Annotated in this window: 19 protein-coding genes; 8 read left to right on the top strand and 11 right to left on the bottom strand. The window is 66.6% G+C overall.

The window, feature by feature from the left end; all coding sequences use genetic code 11:
- Positions 1 to 352 precede the first annotated feature (352 nt).
- The gene (trmFO, locus tag J1N50_RS06635) at positions 353 to 1699 is read right to left on the bottom strand and encodes a methylenetetrahydrofolate--tRNA-(uracil(54)-C(5))-methyltransferase (FADH(2)-oxidizing) TrmFO (RefSeq protein ID WP_215351463.1); all 1347 of its coding nucleotides are present in this window, start codon (positions 1697 to 1699) and stop codon (positions 353 to 355) included.
- 42 nt (positions 1700 to 1741) lie between these two features.
- On the opposite strand from trmFO, the gene J1N50_RS06630 reads away from it, so the two are divergent.
- Positions 1742 to 1879 (top strand): hypothetical protein, encoded by a 138-nt coding sequence (locus J1N50_RS06630; RefSeq protein WP_215351460.1) that lies wholly within the window; start codon positions 1742 to 1744, stop codon positions 1877 to 1879.
- 33 nt (positions 1880 to 1912) lie between these two features.
- On the top strand, positions 1913 to 2575 hold the full coding sequence (locus tag J1N50_RS06625; protein ID WP_215351457.1) for a lysoplasmalogenase: 663 nt from the start codon (positions 1913 to 1915) through the stop codon (positions 2573 to 2575).
- Here J1N50_RS06625 and J1N50_RS06620 read toward each other — a convergent pair.
- Positions 2572 to 3417 (bottom strand): TauD/TfdA dioxygenase family protein, encoded by an 846-nt coding sequence (locus J1N50_RS06620; RefSeq protein ID WP_215351454.1) that lies wholly within the window; start codon positions 3415 to 3417, stop codon positions 2572 to 2574. The genes J1N50_RS06625 and J1N50_RS06620 overlap by 4 nt on opposite strands.
- Positions 3418 to 3584: 167 nt before the next feature.
- Here J1N50_RS06620 and J1N50_RS06615 point away from each other — a divergent pair, with 167 nt between their 5' ends.
- Together J1N50_RS06615 and J1N50_RS06610 are read left to right on the top strand one after the other, a co-directional pair.
- Positions 3585 to 3953, top strand: coding sequence for a glycine zipper 2TM domain-containing protein (locus J1N50_RS06615; RefSeq protein ID WP_215351452.1), 369 nt, complete (start codon positions 3585 to 3587; stop codon positions 3951 to 3953).
- Positions 3954 to 4114: 161 nt separating this feature from the next.
- The gene (locus tag J1N50_RS06610; RefSeq protein WP_215351449.1) at positions 4115 to 4675 is read left to right on the top strand and encodes a peroxiredoxin; all 561 of its coding nucleotides are present in this window, start codon (positions 4115 to 4117) and stop codon (positions 4673 to 4675) included.
- A 68-nt stretch (positions 4676 to 4743) separates the two neighbouring features.
- Here the strand turns inward: J1N50_RS06610 and J1N50_RS06605 are convergent, their stop codons facing one another.
- From J1N50_RS06605 to J1N50_RS06595, 3 genes are read right to left on the bottom strand one after another with little or no spacing between them, the layout of a single operon-like run.
- Entirely contained in the window at positions 4744 to 6117 is a 1374-nt protein-coding gene (locus J1N50_RS06605; protein WP_215351446.1) for a sensor histidine kinase, read from the bottom strand.
- The gene (locus J1N50_RS06600; RefSeq protein WP_215351443.1) at positions 6114 to 7007 is read right to left on the bottom strand and encodes a hypothetical protein; all 894 of its coding nucleotides are present in this window, start codon (positions 7005 to 7007) and stop codon (positions 6114 to 6116) included. The genes J1N50_RS06605 and J1N50_RS06600 overlap by 4 nt, the downstream gene beginning before the upstream one ends.
- Before the next feature lie 57 nt (positions 7008 to 7064).
- On the bottom strand, positions 7065 to 8279 hold the full coding sequence (locus tag J1N50_RS06595) for a hypothetical protein (RefSeq protein ID WP_215351440.1): 1215 nt from the start codon (positions 8277 to 8279) through the stop codon (positions 7065 to 7067).
- A 370-nt stretch (positions 8280 to 8649) separates the two neighbouring features.
- Here J1N50_RS06595 and gyrA point away from each other — a divergent pair, with 370 nt between their 5' ends.
- Entirely contained in the window at positions 8650 to 11349 is a 2700-nt protein-coding gene (gene gyrA / locus J1N50_RS06590) for a DNA gyrase subunit A (protein WP_215351437.1), read from the top strand.
- Positions 11346 to 11657 carry a DUF952 domain-containing protein gene (locus J1N50_RS06585; RefSeq protein WP_215351434.1) on the top strand — a complete coding sequence of 104 codons (312 nt, stop codon included), beginning with the start codon at positions 11346 to 11348 and terminating at the stop codon, positions 11655 to 11657. The genes gyrA and J1N50_RS06585 overlap by 4 nt, the downstream gene beginning before the upstream one ends.
- A 91-nt stretch (positions 11658 to 11748) precedes the next feature.
- Here the strand turns inward: J1N50_RS06585 and J1N50_RS06580 are convergent, their stop codons facing one another.
- The 3 genes from J1N50_RS06580 to pgsA are packed head-to-tail and all read right to left on the bottom strand — an operon-like array spanning position 11749 to position 13013.
- On the bottom strand, positions 11749 to 12189 hold the full coding sequence (locus tag J1N50_RS06580) for a molybdenum cofactor biosynthesis protein MoaE (protein WP_215351432.1): 441 nt from the start codon (positions 12187 to 12189) through the stop codon (positions 11749 to 11751).
- A complete protein-coding gene (locus tag J1N50_RS06575; RefSeq protein WP_215351429.1) occupies positions 12186 to 12437 on the bottom strand; it encodes a MoaD/ThiS family protein in 252 nt (83 codons plus the stop codon). Before J1N50_RS06575 ends, J1N50_RS06580 begins: the two co-directional genes overlap by 4 nt.
- A gap of 3 nt (positions 12438 to 12440) precedes the next feature.
- Complete coding sequence (pgsA, locus tag J1N50_RS06570; protein WP_215351424.1) at positions 12441 to 13013, bottom strand: CDP-diacylglycerol--glycerol-3-phosphate 3-phosphatidyltransferase; 573 nt, start codon at positions 13011 to 13013, stop codon at positions 12441 to 12443.
- A 159-nt stretch (positions 13014 to 13172) separates the two neighbouring features.
- On the opposite strand from pgsA, the gene J1N50_RS06565 reads away from it, so the two are divergent.
- Positions 13173 to 14468 carry an MFS transporter gene (locus J1N50_RS06565; RefSeq protein WP_215351421.1) on the top strand — a complete coding sequence of 432 codons (1296 nt, stop codon included), beginning with the start codon at positions 13173 to 13175 and terminating at the stop codon, positions 14466 to 14468.
- Here J1N50_RS06565 and J1N50_RS06560 read toward each other — a convergent pair.
- The 3 genes from J1N50_RS06560 to nadC all read right to left on the bottom strand — a co-directional run bounded on the left by J1N50_RS06560 (position 14465) and on the right by nadC (position 16339).
- Complete coding sequence (locus tag J1N50_RS06560; protein WP_215351418.1) at positions 14465 to 14692, bottom strand: hypothetical protein; 228 nt, start codon at positions 14690 to 14692, stop codon at positions 14465 to 14467. The genes J1N50_RS06565 and J1N50_RS06560 overlap by 4 nt on opposite strands.
- 95 nt (positions 14693 to 14787) lie before the next feature.
- Positions 14788 to 15504 (bottom strand): ribonuclease T2 family protein, encoded by a 717-nt coding sequence (locus tag J1N50_RS06555; protein WP_215351415.1) that lies wholly within the window; start codon positions 15502 to 15504, stop codon positions 14788 to 14790.
- Entirely contained in the window at positions 15491 to 16339 is an 849-nt protein-coding gene (gene nadC / locus J1N50_RS06550; RefSeq protein WP_215351410.1) for a carboxylating nicotinate-nucleotide diphosphorylase, read from the bottom strand. The genes J1N50_RS06555 and nadC overlap by 14 nt, the downstream gene beginning before the upstream one ends.
- Before the next feature lie 94 nt (positions 16340 to 16433).
- On the opposite strand from nadC, the gene J1N50_RS06545 reads away from it, so the two are divergent.
- Entirely contained in the window at positions 16434 to 17570 is a 1137-nt protein-coding gene (locus J1N50_RS06545) for an NAD(P)H-dependent flavin oxidoreductase (protein ID WP_215351407.1), read from the top strand.
- The last annotated feature ends 12 nt before the right edge of the window (positions 17571 to 17582 follow it).

The raw sequence follows: 17582 nt of genomic DNA, 5'->3' as shown, positions 1-17582 counted from the left end.
GGGGTCCATGACTTCAGCGCTGCGGTGGATCCCGGATCAAGTCCGGGATGACGAATGACAGCATACCGCCGATTGCTGCCATAAGATCCTCCCTATCGACTTGCGATGGGGAGCGGGAGTGCAGGGTTGGATTGCCCCCGGCAATACCAGTCCAGTCCGGGGGACTGGACGACCCAGCACTCCGCGAAGCGGTGGTGGAGGGGCCGCGAGCGTTAGCGAGCGCTGCGCGCTCGGCCCCTCCGTCAGCCCTGCGGGCTGCCACCTCCCCATCGCAAGTCGATGGGGAGGACCATAACGACAGCGCCCCACCCCAAAGCCGCCATTCCGCCGTCTCAGCCGCCGCGGCCCGCGCCTAGGCCGCGATGCCGTCCGCGGCCTTCATCCATTCCGCCAGCGCGGCGCCGGCGCGCCGGGTGTAGCCCAGCTTGCGGTCCTTCTTGCGCACATCCTCGGCGAGCGGCGGGAAGAGGCCGAAATTGACGTTCATCGGCTGGTAGGATGAGGCATCCGCGCCGCCGGTGATGTGGCCGAGCAGCGCGCCGAGCGCGGTTTCGGGCGGCGGCGGGGGCAGGGCGCGGCCGCCGAGCTCGGCGATCGCGAAGCGCGCGGCGACGAGGCCGATCGCGGCGCTTTCGACATAGCCCTCGCAGCCGGTGATCTGCCCCGCGAAGCGGATGTGCGGCGCCGATTTCAGGCGCAGCTGGCCGTCGAGCAATTCGGGCGAGCGGATGAAGCTGTTGCGGTGGAGGCCGCCGAGGCGCGCGAACTCGGCCTTTTCGAGGCCGGGGATGGTGCGGAACAGCTCGACCTGCGCGCCATGCTTGAGCTTGGTCTGGAAGCCGACCATGTTCCACAGCGTGCCGAGCGCATTGTCCTGGCGGAGCTGGACCACCGCGTAGGGCCAGCGCCCGGTGCGCGGATTGTCGAGGCCGACGCCTTTCATCGGCCCGAAGCGCAGCGTTTCGACGCCGCGTTCGGCCATGACCTCGATCGGCATGCAGCCCTCGAAGTAAGGCGTGTCCTTTTCCCAATCCTTGAAATCGGTCTTTTCGCCGTCGATCAGCCCCTGGACGAAGGCGTGATACTGGTCCTTGTCCATCGGGCAGTTGATATAATCCTTGCCGTCGCCGATCGGCCCGACCTTGTCCCAGCGGCTCGCCATCCACGCGACGTCCATGTCGATGCTGTCGCGATAGACGATGGGGGCGATCGCGTCGAAGAAGGCGAGCGCATCCCTTCCGGTTGCGGCGCCGATGCTCTCCGCGAGGCCGGCGGCGGTGAGCGGGCCGGTGGCGACGATGGTCAGGCCCTCGGCCGGGAGCGTGTCGATGCGTTCGCGCACGACGGTGATGTTGGGATGGTCCGACAGGGCGCGCGTCACGCCGCCCGAGAAGAGGTCGCGGTCGACCGCGAGCGCCGAGCCGGCCGGAACCTTGGTCGCGTCGGCCTCGCGCATGATGATCGAGCCCAGCTCGCGCATCTCGCGGTGGAGCAGGCCGACGGCGTTGCTGTCGCCGTCGTCGCTGCGGAAGCTGTTCGAGCAGACCATCTCGGCAAGCGTGTCGCCCTGGTGCGCGGGCGTCATGTCGCCGCCGCCGCGCATTTCGGACAGGCGCACGCGATAGCCGGCCTCGGCGAGCTGCCATGCCGCCTCGGAGCCCGCGAGGCCGCCGCCGATGATGTGAATGTCGTGTGTCATGATTCCAGTCCGTTGACTTATGCCGCGTTTGCCGCGCACTGAATGGATCGCCTTAATCTGAATCGTCATCCCGGCGAAGACCAGGATCTTTCCGGCGCCTTCGAGCGCGATGACGAGATCCCGGCCTTCGCCGGGATGACGGATGAGGGGGCGTTTCAGTTCTCGGCGTCCGCCCACTAGGCGGGTTGCCTGGAAGATGCAAAGGGGCGAAGCATGGATGAAGCGGGTTGGGATCGGGCGCGGTGGCTGTGGTGGCTGGCGCTGCTTGGCGGGATCAGTTTCTTCATCGCGGTGTTCCAGCGGCTCGATGGTCCCGCGATCTGGGCGTGGAAGACGACGGGGGTCGCCTTTCTGGCGCTGTGGGCGGCGGCCAATGCGCGCGAGAAGAATGGCTGGCTGATCGCGGCGGCTCTCGGATTCGGGGCGCTCGGCGACTGGCTGCTTGATGCCAGGGGGCTTGAGACCGGCGCGGCGGCGTTCGCGATCGGGCACGTCATTGCGATCACGCTCTACCTGATCAACCGGCGCGCGCAGATGACGGCGTCGCAGCGCCTGCTCGGCTGGCTGACCATGCCCGCGACGCTGGCGATCGTGTGGGGGATGCTGAGTCCCCAGCCCGGCTGGTGGCACGCAGCGGTCTATTCGCTGTTCGTCGCGGCGATGGCGGCGGCGGCATGGACCAGCCGCTTTCCGCGCTATCGCACCGGCATCGGCGCGATGATGTTTCTTGCGAGCGATCTGTTCATCTTTGCGGGCGAAGGCGGGGTGCTCGGCAAGGATGTGACGATCTGGCTCGTCTGGCCGCTCTATTTCGGCGGACAGGCGCTGATCGCACGGGGCGTCGTGAGCACGCTGGCGAAGGAAGCCGAAGCCTAAACGCCATCCCATGCCGCGATCGTCGTGCGATGAAGCAAGCGGTCGTGGCCGTCGTAGCCGCCGGTCGCGCGGTGAAGGACCGAGCGATTGTCCCACATGACGAGCATGTCGGGCTCCCATACATGGCTGTAGCGAAATTCCTCGCGCCCCTGCCACTGGATGAGCTCGTAGAGCAGGGAAAGCCCCTCGCTGTCGTCGAGCCCGTCGAAACCGATGATATAGCCGGCGCAGCCGAACAGGCCGAGGCGGCCGGTTTCGGGATGCGCGCGGACGAAGGGATGCAGTTGGGTCTTCAGCGCCTCGTCATCCGAGCGGATGTCCATGCTGCGGCCCTGATCGTTCGCGCCATACATACCCGACGGCGCATAGCCGTTGCGCGCGCTGTGGATGGCCTGCAGCCCCTCGACACGCGCGCGCAGTTCCGCAGGCATTGCGTCGAGCGCGGCGTGCTGGTTCGAAAATTCGGTGTTGCCCCCGACCGGCGGGATGGTGATGCCATAGAGGCAGGTGCCAGCAGGTGGGCGTTCCTGGAAACTCCAGTCGCTATGCCAGTTTTCGGCGAAAAGCGGCGCGGTCTCGTCGGCACGGCGCCTTACCGCGATGATATGATCGTGGCCGGGGATCGGGCGGATGAAAGGATCGTCGCCAAAGCCACCGAAATAGCCGGTAAAGCGCTCGAGATCCTCCGCGCTCAACCGCTGGTCGGGGAAGGACAGGACATGATGGTCGAGCCATGCGGCGCGAATCGCTGCCACGGTTCGGGCATCGAGCGGCTTCGTCAGGTCGACGCCGGTCACACGGGCGCCGCACGCCTGACCGCTGGGAGCGATGGTCAAGGTCATGCGCCGATGCTGCGCCGAATGGCGCGCGGGGTCAATCGGGCGCGGCAGGATGCCCCGAAAGTTCGCCGAGCTGATTCGCGAAGGCGCGCGGGGTGTCGGCAATTCATCCACGCGCCATCTTCGCCGCCCTATCTTGGCCGCGTCGGGGGACAAGATGGAGAAAACTGATGTTCGGGTTCAGGAATATGGCGTTGGCGGCGCTCATTGGCGCCAGCGCCCTTGCCGCGTTGCCCGCCGAAGCGGGCGCGCACGACCGGCACCACCGCCACGGCTATCACGGCCACCGCGACCATGATCGTTATGGCGACTACCGGCGCGACTATCGCAGGGATTATCGCCGCAACGACTATCGCGACCGACGCTATTATTGCCGACGCGGCAGCGGTACGACGGGCCTGATCGTCGGCGGCGCCGCCGGTGCGCTGCTCGGCCGCGAGGTCGATCGCTATGGCGACCGCGTTCCCGGCACGATCATCGGCGGTGCGGCCGGCGCGCTGATCGGACGCGAGATCGATCGCGGCGATCGCCGCTGCTGATCGACGGCCAGGTCCGGCTGATGCCTGCCCCTGTGCAACCGCGGTTGCAGCGGTGCAGGTGTCGGCCGATCGGCGCCGACGCGATTGCGGTCGGCAAATAACGCGGTAGAGTGGTCACTTCGGCGGAGCATCGTCCCTGCAGTTGAAGGTGGAGACCGCAAATGAAAATCGCGACGAAACTGGCGTTTGCGGCCAGCCTGGGTCTGGCGGCCGTGATCCTGCCCGCGCAAGGCATCGCGGCGCTGCAGCAGGGCGCGAAGGCGCCCGACTTCACGCTGGGCGCGGCACAGGCGGGCAAGGAATTCCGCTTGTCACTGAAGCAGACGCTGCGGAACGGGCCGGTCGTGCTCTATTTCTTCCCCGCCGCCTTCACCCCGGGCTGCACGGTTGAGGCGCATCTGTTTGCCGAGGCGAACAGCCGGTTCAACCAGCTGGGCGCGCGGGTGATCGGCGTGACTGCGGGCAATATCCACCGCGTCGCCGAGTTTTCGCGGTCGGAGTGCCGCGACAAATTCGCCGTCGCAGCCGATCCCGGCGCGAAGGTCGCGGCGCAATATGACGCAACGATGCAGGGGGCGGACGGGAAGCCGCTCTCCAATCGCACATCCTATGTGATCGCGCCGAACGGGACGATCCTGTTGAGCTACACCGACAGCAAGCCGCAGGCGCATATCGAAAAGACGATGGCTGCCGTTCGCGCGTGGAATGCGAAGCGCAACTGAACCTGCTGCGATCGGGTTTCGGCAGATCCCCGGCTTTCGCGCGGGATCGCCCACCAAATCGTCCGCCTTCAATCCCGCGCCGGCAAACTCAGCGTAAACCTGGCCCCCTGCCCGGGCGCGCTGTTGACGGTCAGGTCGCCATCCATCGCGCGCGCCAGGCGGCGCGCAATATAAAGGCCGAGCCCCGACCCCCCGCTATCGGTGCGCCCGAGTCGCTCGAATTTCTCGAACACGACATCCTGCTGTTCGGCCGAAATGCCCTGCCCCTGATCGGCCACGGTCACCATCGCACGGTTGCCCTCGCGATCGACGCGGATCCATATCTGCGAATTGTCGGGCGAATAGCGGATCGCGTTGCCGAGCAGGTTCAACAGCACCTGCAGCACGCGCCGGAATTCCCCGGTCGCGGGCATCTTGTCGTCGACGCGCGGCGCGTCGATGCGGATGCCCTTCTCTTCCGCCTTCATGCCGAGCAGGCCGACGGCGCGGCGCGCCAGGTCGCCAAGGTCGATCTGGTCGGCGGCGGCCTTGAACCCCGGACGCTCGATATTCTGGAGGTCGGCCAGATCATCGACCAGCCCGAGCAGGTGGCGCCCCGCGTGCGCGATATCGCCGGCATAGCGCGCATAGTCGGCGCGGATCGGCCCGTCGAACTGCCCATGAATCGTCTCGGCGGTCGCGATAATCCGGCTCAGCGGACCGCGCAGCGCACCATCGATCCGCCGCCCGAATTGCGGATCGGACAGCGGCAGCGATCCAAAGGCCGGATCGGTCGGTGGCGCCGGATATTCGACCGCGTCCGTATCGACCGCCCCCCTCGCGGCGACGCCGCGAAAACCGGTCAGCCGCCCGGTTGCGTCGAACAGGGGTTCGGCCGCCAGCGTCATCGTGACCGTGCCTTGTTCAGCCTCGACGCGCACGCGTTGCCCGTCGAACCGCGTCTGCCCCGCAAGCGCGCGCAGCACCGGAAACCGGCCCTGCTCGTCGGGCTGGAGCTCGAACAACTCGGACAGCGACCGTCCCTCCCAGTCGGCCGGAATCGGCAGCGCATCGCCCTCTGCGTGCAAGGTCAGCAGGCGCAGCCGCTGATCGCATTCCCATATCCACCCGTCGCCCGGCGCCATGCCCGCGCCGTCAGCCGGCGCCTCGGGAAGCACGATCGGCCGGGTGCGCCAGTCGCTGATTTCAAGATTGGCTCCCTCCCCATCGGGCAGGACGCGAACGAGCGCATGAATGTCGCTATGATCGTCAGCGGCATAGAGCGGCCGCGAAATGTCGCGCTGCAGCCGCTGCGCCAGCGCAACGAGCCGCGCGAGATTGGGCAGCGCGAGCGGCTGGCCGATGGCCGCCCCGGCGCGCTGTTGCAGGCGCAGCAAAGGCGCGTCGGCGCTCACCAACCTCCCCGCGCTATCGACGCGGCCGCGAACGATCCGCTCGTTCATCCGCGCGTCTCGACCGTGCGCGATGGCAGCGCGGCGAGCGATGCTTCAAGCGGGGCAAGCGATGTGCGGTCCAGACGAAGCGGCGCCAGAAGCGCCGGCAAAGCGGCCGCCTCCGCGCTCGTCAACGCGAGCGCCATGTCGGCAAAGGATCGGCGGCTCGCGGCCGCCGCCAGCGCGACGAGCGCCAGCCAGTCGTGGCGATCGATCGCACTCGCCGCGGCCGCTTCGACCGCTGTCCCCTCGCCCAGCGCGGCCAGATATTGCCGCGCCGCTACGTCGATCCCCGGGATCGCCGCACGATATTCGACCACCTTGCGCACCGCTTCACCCAGGCCGGCAGCCAACTCGCCATCCTTCCCCGCCTGCACCATCCGCCAGGCAGCGATGTCGAGCAGCAGCGCACGCAACAGTTCGGGCTCGACCTCTTCGAGCGCAATCCGGGGACTTCCCCGCCCGTCGGCACGCCGACGGTCGGCAATCCGCAGTGCCAGATACGCGCGGTCGGCCTCGGGCGTCGCGTCGGGCGTCTCGGGCGCCGGCGGCTCGTCACCCTCCACCGGAACCACGACGGGGACAGCGATCCGCCGCGCCGACTGCTCGCGCCAGCGATGTTCCTCGGCGCGTGCGAAACAGGCAGCGGCGAGTCGCGGTGCCGTCGGCAAGCCGCTGTCCAGCCAGTCGCGCCACAACGCGCCGATGTCGATGTCCGCCGACAGTTCGCGCGCCGCGTCCTCGACCAGTCGGCGCGCGATGCCGAGGGATAGCGCGCGCTGTTCCTCGGTCAGCCGCCCCGCGGTGGGAGCCGCCAGAAAATCGGCCAGCTCGCGCAGGCGCGCCGACAGTGTCGGCGACGGCGGGTCGATGCCGGGCGAGGAAAAAGAGTCAGCCATGCACGCTCGCGATAGCAGCATGTCGTTAATAGGCCTTAAACCTTGGAGAGCTTTGCGTTACCGCGCTTCCGGCCGCCGTGCGAGCCGCATCCACAGCATGATCTGGAACAGGCCGAGCAAGGGCAGGATCGCGAACATCAGCGGCGTGAAGCCAAAGATCAGCGCGGGTACCAACATGATCCACGCCTGATCGGCGTCAGGGAGCAGCCAGTGGAAGCGGCGTCTTTCGCCCGAATCCTCGTACAGCGTCCGCGCGAGCAGGATGATCGCAGCGAGACAGGGCGCGAGCGCGGCTTGCGAAAAGGGCGGCATCCGGTGTTCCGGGCCCGCCAGGGCGAGCAGCCAGGGAAACAGCCCCAAGAGGACGAGCGCGAAGGTGCGGATGGCATTGCGCACCCGATCCTGCGTCAGGCTCTGCGCGCGAAAGGCGGCGAGAAACCGCATCGTGGCGAGGCCAAGCCCGCCGAGCAGTGCGACCAGCGCGCCCGCGGCCGCGAGGCCATTCGCCGCGAGCAGCCCAACAGAGGCCCACAAAAGCGCCGTTATATAAGGCATGTAGCGTGCGACCCTCGCGGATCGGACGAGGAGTGGCCCGGCCAGCCGGACGATCGGCATCATGATCGCCGATCGCCCCAGCCCCATCCCGCCATATTCGACCTGCTGCAGGCTCGATTGCTCGATCAGCGCCGCGGTCGGACGATCGACGACGACCGCGATCTCGCCTTGCTCGAACAGCGCGGGCTCGCAGTAGAGCCGCCGCGATCCCGCCTGCACTGCGAGCCGCAGCAGCGTCAGCATCATGTCCCACTCGCCCGGCATTGCCGCGAGTTCGGCGACCATCGGCGGCGAAATGGCCGCGAGCCCGCCCCAGCGCCGCGTCGCGTCGATCCGCTCGAACGCCTGCGTCAGCACCGTGTCGCCGGTCACGAGAATCGCCGGCGAACCGGGCTTGGCGATCGCGGCATAATGCGTCCCGCTCGCACGGAGGCCGTCGGCGACGAGGATGATCCGGTCGTCGCTCTCGACGATCGCGACCAGATCCGCGGCTGCGCGCACAGGCGTCACCCTGATTCCGCGGCGCTGGATGCGGTCGCACGTCGCGATAAGATCCGCAGGCACCGCCGCGACCACGACAGCGATATGCGTCACTCCGACATCGGCGAGCCGCGCCGCCTGCCGCTCGATCAGCGTCTCGCCCGCTACTGTGACGAGCGCCCGCAAGCCGCCGTCGGGCAGCGTTTCGCTCGCGCCGACCAGCGCGATCAGGGCCACCGACACCCCCCTGGCAGTCTCATGGTCATCGGCCCGCAGCTTTAGGGGAGGACGCGCGATTGGCAAGCCTGCAGCGAGGCCGATTCCTCTCCTCGCCCATCCTTCCGAAGGCCCGGTTCCGGGCGGCGGCGCCGGACGCAGAGGCGAGATCCCGGCCGACGGCGGGATAACCGGAGACCAGATGCCATGACGTCATTCTAGAATGACGAAAAGGCTCGATTTTCTTCGTTCCCGCAAGCGCCCGAAGCGGAGCAAAAAATATCCCGGAAAATGACCGAATCGCTGGCCTTTCCCGCCCCCATCGGCTAGTCGCATTTCATCTCCCGATAAGCAGAAAAAAGGCCGGGCTTTGACCGAAGAAAATACGCCTATGCAACCGTCGGACGACGGTGTTTCGCCGATCAACATCGTCGACGAAATGAAGACATCCTACCTCGATTACGCGATGAGCGTGATCGTCAGCCGCGCGCTTCCCGACGTACGCGACGGCCTGAAGCCGGTGCACCGCCGTATCCTCTACGCGGCGCAGGAGGGCGGCTTTGTACCCGGCCGCCCGTACAAGAAATCGGCGAAGATCGTCGGCGACGTGATGGGTAACTATCACCCGCACGGCGACAGCGCGATCTACGACGCGCTCGCGCGCATGACGCAGGACTGGTCGCTGCGCGTGCCATTGATCGACGGTCAGGGCAATTTCGGTTCGATGGACCCCGATCCGCCGGCGTCGATGCGTTATACCGAAGCACGGCTGGCCAAGACGGCGATGGTGCTGCTGAACGACCTCGACAAGGACACGGTCGACTTCCAGCCCAACTACGACGCAAGCCGCGAGGAGCCGACGGTGCTCCCCGCGCGCTTCCCGAACCTGCTCGTCAATGGCGCGGGCGGCATCGCGGTCGGTATGGCGACGAACATTCCGCCGCACAATCTCGGCGAAGTCATCGACGCGACGCTCGCAACGATCGACAATCCCGCGATCACGCTCGAGGATCTGATGGCGATCGTTCCCGGCCCCGATTTCCCGACCGGCGCGCTGATGCTGGGCCAGGGCGGCGTCCGCAACGCCTATCTGACCGGACGCGGCTCGATCATGATGCGCTCGACGCACATCATCGAGGAAGGCAGGAACGATCGCCAATCGATTGTATTGACATCTATTCCGTATCAGGTCGGCAAGTCGGGTCTCGTCGAGAAGATCGCAGAGGCCGCGCGCGACAAGCGGATCGAGGGCGTCGCCGATATTCGCGACGAATCGAACCGCGAGGGCGTCCGCGTCGTCATCGAACTGAAGCGCGACGCGACCGCCGAGGTTGTGCTGAACCAGCTCTGGCGCCACACTCCCGCGCAGTCGAGCTTCCCCGCAAACATGCTCGCGATCCGCGGCGGCCGCCCCGAAATGCTCGGGCTGAAAGACATCCTGACCGCCTTCATCACCTTCCGCGAAGAGGTGATCACCCGCCGCTGCAAGTTCGAGCTCGCGAAGGCGCGCGACCGCGCCCACATCTTGCTCGGGCTCGTCGTCGCGGTGTCGAACCTCGACGAAGTCGTCCGCATCATCCGCGGCTCTTCCAGCCCGGCCGCGGCGCGCGAAGCGCTGCTGGCGCGCGAATGGCCGATTGGCGAGATCGCCCCCTACATCCGCCTCGTCGAAGCGATCGAGGGCGAGATGGAGGAAAGCGCCACCTATCGACTGTCGGAGACTCAGGTGAAGGCGATCCTCGATCTCCGACTCCATCGCCTGACCGCGCTCGGGCGCGACGAAATCGGTAAGGAACTCGGCGAGTTGGCGACCGAGATTGAGGAACTTCTCTCGATCCTCGCGGACCGTGAAAAACTCTATGCGGTGATGCGCGAAGAGCTCGTCGCGGTGCGCGACGAATTCGCGACGCCGCGCAGGACGCTGGTCGCCCCCGCCGCGGACGGCATCGACGACGAAGATCTGATCGAGCGCGAGGAGATGGTCGTGACCGTCACCCTCGACGGTTATATCAAGCGCACCCCGCTTGAAACCTTCCGCGCCCAGCGCCGCGGCGGCAAAGGCCGCGCCGGCATGGCGACGAAGGACGAGGATGTCGTTACCAACCTGTTCGTCACCTCGACGCACACGCCGGTGCTCTTCTTCTCGACCGCGGGCAAGGTCTACCGCATGAAAGTGTGGCGCCTGCCCGAGGGCGGGCCGGCGACGCGCGGTCGCCCGATGATCAACCTGCTGCCGCTCGCGCAGGGCGAGACGATCTCGACCGTGCTCCCGCTGCCCGAGGACGAGGGCGAATGGGGCAAGCTGCACGTCATGTTCGCAACCGCGAAGGGCAATGTGCGTCGTAACAGCATGGACGCCTTCACCAACGTGCCGTCGAACGGCAAGATCGCGATGAAGTTCGAGGGCGAGGACGAGGACGACCGGCTGATCGGGGTTGCTTTGCTCGACGAGAGCGACGACGTGTTGCTCGCGACGCGCCAGGGCAAGGCGATCCGCTTCGCCGGCGACGACGTCCGCGAATTCCAGAGCCGCAACTCGACCGGCGTGCGCGGGATGCGTCTCGCCGACGGCGACGAAGTCATCTCGCTCTCTATCCTGCACAAGGTCGGCACGACCAGCGAGGAACGCGAAGCCTATCTCCGCGCCGCGCCGTGGAAGGACAACGAGAACGAACCGACGCTCGATGGCGAGCGGATGGCCGAACTCGCCAGCCGCGAGGAATTCATCCTCACCGTTTGCGCCAATGGTTATGGCAAGCTTTCGTCGGCCTATGAATATCGTCGCACCGGCCGTGGCGGCCAGGGAATCACCAACATCGACAATATCGGCCGCAACGGCCCGGTCGTCGCCAGCTTCCCCGCGACGCAGGCGCACCAGCTGATGCTCGTCACCGACCAGGCGAAGCTGATCCGCATGGGTCTCGACAGCCTGCGCGTCATCGGTCGCGGCAGCGCCGGCGTGCGGCTGTTCGACGTCGCGCCCGACGAACATGTCGTCTCGGCCGCGCTGATCGAGGACAGCGACGAGGAAGAAGGCGAAGGCGCGGACGCTGCCGCCAAAGCCCCGGCCAGCGAAGCCCCTTCGGAATGACGATGCCCGCAACGGCCTTCAAAGTGCTGACCGCGCAGCAATGGACCGATTTCGAGCGCGAGCGGGTGTTTCGCGGCGCGCCAGTGGATATCGCCGACGGCTATATCCATCTGTCGACTGCGGAGCAGCTCGAGGCGACGATCGAGAAATATTTCGCGGGCCAAAGCGGCCTGATGATCGCCGAGGTGGACCTGCTCCTCCTCGGCGACGCCGTTCGCTGGGAGCCCGCGCGCGGTGGCGAGCTGTTTCCGCACATCTACGCCGAACTGCCGATCCACGCGGTCGTGAGCCTGCAGAGGCGGGATTAGGTTCCGCCGCTGGTCCGCGCGCCCGTCGCAGTCGACGGGGAGGACCATCATGTCAGCTCCTACCCAAAACAGCCATCATTCTACCGAGGCGCTAATCCCACCGTTCCGCGCGGTCATGATCGCCATCGCGCGGCTCGACCCAGGCGACGCGCCCGTCGGCAAACGTCTCGCGCTTCCACAGCATCACATCGGTCTTCAGCCGGTCGATCAGAAACTCGGTGGCGGCCAGCGCCTCTGCACGATGCGCACTGCTCGCCAGCACCAGCACGATCGTCTCGCCCGGCGCCATTCCGCCGACCCGGTGGACCAGCGTCAGCGCGGACAGAGACCAGCGATCGGCCGCCACATGCGCAAGCGCGGCGAGCCCGGCTTGCGTGAGCGCGGGATGATGTTCCAGGAAGAGTTCGGCAAGCCCGTCGTCACCGCGTACGCGGCCAACGAAGATCGCGCTTGCGCCATGTCCGCCGGCATCGTGAATATCGAGCTCGACCGCGACATCGATCGCGTCCGCCTGCACCGCGACCCGGATCATCCGCCGGTCACCGGCGGAAATAGCGCGACGTCACCGTCCAGCCGGGCCTCGGGACCGACCATCCGCCCGCCGATAGCAGCGCGGATGCGCGCGGGGTCTGCAAAAGCCAGCGCCCCGCGCTCGTCGCGCGTGGCCAACCATCCGATCAGATCGGCAACGGTTGCGACATCGGCGGGCGGATCGATCACCTCGTCGGCGATCCCCATCCGTTCTCGCACCCAGGCGAAATAGCTGACCGCGAGCGCCATCGCTCAGTCCATATGCTTGAGGCCGACGCGCAGATAATCCCAGCCGGTAATCAGCGTCAGCACCGCGGCGCCCCACAAGGAAATCAGCCCGACGACCTTTATCCACGCCATCTCGGGCAACGCGCCCGCCAGAATCAGCGCGCCGAAGGCAACGAGCTGGAAGGTCGTTTTCCACTTGGCGAGTTGCGTCACCGGCATCGACACCTGCAGGGTCGCCAGGAATTCGCGCAAGCCCGACACGATGATCTCGCGCAGCAGGATCATCAGCGCGGCGATGACGTGGTAACCCGCGACATCGCGCGTGAAGACCAGCAGCAGGATCACCGCCGCGATCATGATCTTGTCCGCGATCGGATCGAGGAAGGCGCCCAGCCGCGAAACGATCCCGCGCGAGCGGGCAACATAGCCGTCAAAATAGTCGGTAATACCCATCAGGCAGTAGAGACCGAAGGCGAGCGCATAGTCGATCGGCTTCGGCTGCAACGACCCCTCGGCCACGCCCGGCCACAACAGGAACAGCAGGATGGGAACCGCCAGAATGCGCGACAGCGTCAGGATGTTGGGAAGGCTCAGCATGATCCCTGTCGGCGCGTCCGTTCTAGCTTTGCGGCCCAATTGGGCTTTGACCCCGCCTGCCCTAACCGATAAGCCCCCCGTGCGACAACAGGATTGCCCCATAAGAGACGATCGCGGGTTGGCGTTGTCGCAATGTCGGGCTGTTAAACTGGATTTTCAATGACCGGATCCTTTGCGCTGCTGAAACAACGCAGGTTCCTGCCGCTTTTCGTCACCCAACTCCTCGGCGCCTTCAACGACAATCTGTTCAAGAACGCGATGGTGCTGTTCGTCGTTTACGGCGTGTTCAATGACGAGGCGTCCGAAACTCTGTTCAGCGCGGTCGCGACCGCCCTTTTCATTATTCCCTTTTTCCTTCTCTCCGCGCTCGCCGGTCAACTCGCCGACACGCGTGACAAAGCGCGGATCATCCGCATCGTCAAATTCTGCGAGATACTGATCATGCTCGTCGGCGGCGCGGGACTAGTCCTCGCGTGGATGGGCTGGGCGGTGCATCTGCTCGCCATTCCGCTGATGATGCTCGCGCTCTTCGCGATGGGCATCCACTCGACCTTCTTCGGGCCGATCAAATATGCGATCCTGCCGCAGCATCTGAAAAGCGACGAGGTGCTGGGAGGCACCGGGCTCGTCGAGGCGGGCACCTATATCGCCATCCTTGCCGGCACGATCCTCGCCGGGGTGATCGAGGTCGAATGGGCCGCCCTCGGCGTCGTCCTCGTCGCGCTGCTCGGCTATTGGACCGGCCGCAAGGTTCCCCCCGCCCCGCCCGAGCATGAGGAAACGGGAATCGACTGGCATATCATCCGTTCATCGGTGGCGCTCGTGCGCGGCACGATGCACATTCCGCGCCTCTATCTCGCGATCCTGTCGATCAGCTTTTTCTGGACGATCGGCGCGGTGCTGTTCATCCAGTTCCCGCCGCTGGTGAAGAATATCCTCCACGCCGACAAGAGCGTCGCCAGCCTGTTCCTTGCGATCTTTTCCATCGGCATCGCGATCGGTTCGGTTGCCGTGAACCGGCTGCTCAAGGGACAAGTTTCGGCGCGCTACAGCCCGGCGAGCGTCATCGTCATGGGCGCGTTCGTCGTCGCTTTCTATTGGGTGTGCCGCAATTGGGAGCACGATCCCTCGGGTGTCATGTACGGGATCGACGGCTTCCTCGGCCATGCCGACGTCATCCCCCTGCTCGCCAGCCTGCTCGGCATCGCGATCAGCGGCGGCATGTTCGTCGTCCCGCTCTATGCCTTCCTGACCACCACCGTGCCGAAGGACCAGACCGCACGCACCGTCGCGGCGAACAACATCGTCAATTCGGGGGCGATGGTCGCAGGGTCGCTGCTCGCGATGGGGCTTGGCTTTGCCGGCGTCGGAGTCGTCGACCAGCTTTTGATGAGCGCCGCGATGTGCCTGATCTCGGCGTGGCTGGCGGTGAAGCTCCACCGCGCCTGCGACTAGATCAAGAACATCATCGTCGCGACAAAGAAGATCGCAAAGCTCTCCAGAAACAGCCGCGTATCGCTTCCCTTCGTCCAGGGCGACGGGATTGCCCGCTGCGCCGCCAGCGTCTCGCGCAGCTCGTCCTGCCAGTTCGCCGGCGCGCCGAGCCGCGCGATGACAAGCTGGCGCGCCGCATAGCCGCGCAGACGATCGCGGATGTCGATCTGTTCGTCCGAGTCCATACAGGCGAAGCTACGCCTGCGTTAACGAGTCGGTAAGGTTAAAAAAGAGTTAACGCCGTGGTCGTCCCGGCGCGGGACGCTATCGCCCCCGATCGTTAATCGCCGGGCATCGGCGTGACGCGCACCGGCTTGCTATCGGGAGCGCCGACCTGGAACGGCTTGCACGTCCGCGGACGCATCCGCGGCCCGAGACACAGCCGCACCTCGTCCAGCCAGCCATCGCGATTGGTCGACACCGCGACCATCGCGGCAGTCACGCCCTTGTTGCGTGCTGCGAAGGCGCGGCGGATGCTGCCCGCCGTCTGCGGCGCGGCTGACAGCGCCTTCATGTCGGGAAAGCGCACGGCCCGGAACAGCTTCGACGCCGCGGCGAAATAGGCGGCGGGATGCGGACTCATGCAGGTGCCGTGCTTCGCCCATTCATGCTGCAAGAGCTGCGCCGAGGGTGTCATGCACATATGCTTCTTCAGCACCGGCTGCGGCACGATCTTCGCCGGGCGGCACCATTGCGGATAATCCTTCGTATCGGTTTCAGGCCAGAGTCCGTGCAGCACCCAACCAAAGCGGCCGCTTTCGCCCGAGCATTGGAAGCGGTCGCGCGCGTCCTTCGGGTTTCGCACGTCGGCGCAATGCTGCGGCGACCAGCTCATGCTGAGCAAATATCCCGTCGTCGGCGGCTTGCGCACCGGTTCGTCGCGCGCCGGGCGTTCGAGTCGCGGCACGGGGATGCGGTCCGGCGCCGAACAGGCAGTCGCCTGCGCCTGCGCCGCGACCGGCGTCAGCGCCAGCACGGCGGCGCTAAGCCAGCGCAAAATCGAGCCCGATGTCCGCCGCGGGCGCCGACTGGGTCAGCCGCCCTACCGACACATAGGTGACGCCGGTCGCGCCGATGGCGTGGATGGTATCGAGCCGGACCCCGCCCGACGCCTCGGTCGGCACCCTGCCGTCGACGATCGCCACGCATTGGCGCAGTTCGTCGAGGTCCATATTGTCGAGCAGCAGGTGCGTCGCGCCCGCCGCCAGCGCGGGCTCGACCTGCGCGACCCGGTCGACCTCGACGATGATCCGTTCGATCCCGGCCTCGACCGCGCGGCGCACCGCTTCCTCGACCGATCCGGCGACCGCAACATGATTGTCCTTGATCATCGCCGCGTCCCAAAGGCCCATGCGATGGTTCGTCGCGCCGCCCATCCGCGTCGCATATTTCTCCAGCACGCGCAGTCCCGGGATCGTCTTGCGCGTGTCGAGCAGCGTCGCGCCCGTCCCCGCCAGCGCCTCGACATATTGCCGCGTCATTGTCGCGATCCCCGACAGATGCTGGACGGTGTTCAGCGCCGACCGTTCGGCGGTGAGCATCGCGCGCGCGTTGCCCGAGAGCCGCATCAGGTCGCTACCCGCCGCGACCCGATCGCCTTCACCCGCCAAAATCTCGATCTCCATCGACGGATCGAGCGCGCGAAAGAACATCTCGGCGATCGGCAGCCCGGCGACGGTGATCGCGTCGCGGCTATCCATCACTCCCGAGAATCGCGCGCCCGCGGGGATCGTCGCCATCGACGTGATGTCACCCCCCGACGCCATATCCTCGGCCAGGGTGCTGCGGACGAAGGCGCCAAGGTCGAAACCGGAAAGGGAAAAATCGCTCATGCGACGAGCGATAGAGGGGTGCCCACGCAAATCAACTTGACGTTTACGTCAACTGGCGCTGACATGGCTGCAAATAGCGAACCGGAGAGAGGCCATGCAATCCCCCATCTGCACGATGCTCGGCATCGAATTTCCGCTGCTCGCCTTCTCGCACTGCCGCGACGTCGTCGTCGCGGTGTCGAAGGCAGGCGGCATGGGCGTCTTCGGGGCTGCGGCGCTGCCGCCGGAACGGCTTGAGGAGGAGCTGGCGTGGATCGATGACCATATCGGCGGAAAGCCCTATGGCGTCGATCTGATCGTGCCGAACAGCTTTGCCGGCAAGGGCGAGGCGCCCGCCTCGGGTGCGGCAGCGATCCCGGGCACGCACCTGAAATTCGCCGCCGACCTGCTCGGCAAGTTCGACATCGATGCGAGCGGGCTCGAGGATGCCATGGAAGCGCGGCAGAGCTTCGGCGACAATATGCGCGAGGATGGGGCAGCCAGGCTGCTCGAAGTGGCCTTCCGCCACCCGATCAGACTGATCGCCAACGCCCTTGGCGTCCCACCGCCGCTGATGCTCGAACTCGGCAAGCGGCATGGGGTGCCGGTCGCGGCGCTTGTCGGCACCCGCGACCATGCGCTGGCGCAGGTTCGCGCGGGCGTCGATATCCTTGTCGTCGCGGGCGGCGAAGCGGGCGGTCATTGTGGCGAGGTGGCGACGATGGTGCTCGTCCCCGAAGTCGCCGCCGCGGTCGAAGCGATCGGTGCCGATACGCCGATTCTGGCGGCTGGCGGCATCGTCACCGGGCGCCAGATGGCGGCGGCAATGGCGATGGGCGCGCACGGCGCCTGGTGCGGATCGGTCTGGCTCACCACGGCGGAGGCCGAAACCAATCCGGTGGTGAAGGAAAAGATGCTCGCGGCTTCAGCGCGCGACACGGTGCGGTCGAAGAGCCGCACCGGAAAGCCGTCGCGCCAGCTCCGTTCCCCCTGGACCGACGCCTGGGAGGCCGAGGGCGCGCCGAAACCGCTGCCGATGCCGCTGCAGTCGCTGGTCAGCGAGCCCGCGCTGCGCAAGGTCGACAAGCTGTCCGAAGGCGGCCACGAAGGCGCCAAGGCGCTCGCGACCTATTGGGTAGGCCAGGGCGTCGGCCTGATGAACGAGGCGATGGGCGCCGGCCAGGTCGTCCAGCAGTTCAAGGAAGACTGGATCGCCGCCTGCGAGCGGCTGAACGGCTTCATCGGCGAGTGAGATTTCTGGATA

This window comes from Sphingopyxis soli (genome assembly GCF_018682675.1).
GTDB lineage: Bacteria > Pseudomonadota > Alphaproteobacteria > Sphingomonadales > Sphingomonadaceae > Sphingopyxis > Sphingopyxis soli.
This window is presented reverse-complemented; position numbering and strand designations above follow the sequence as displayed.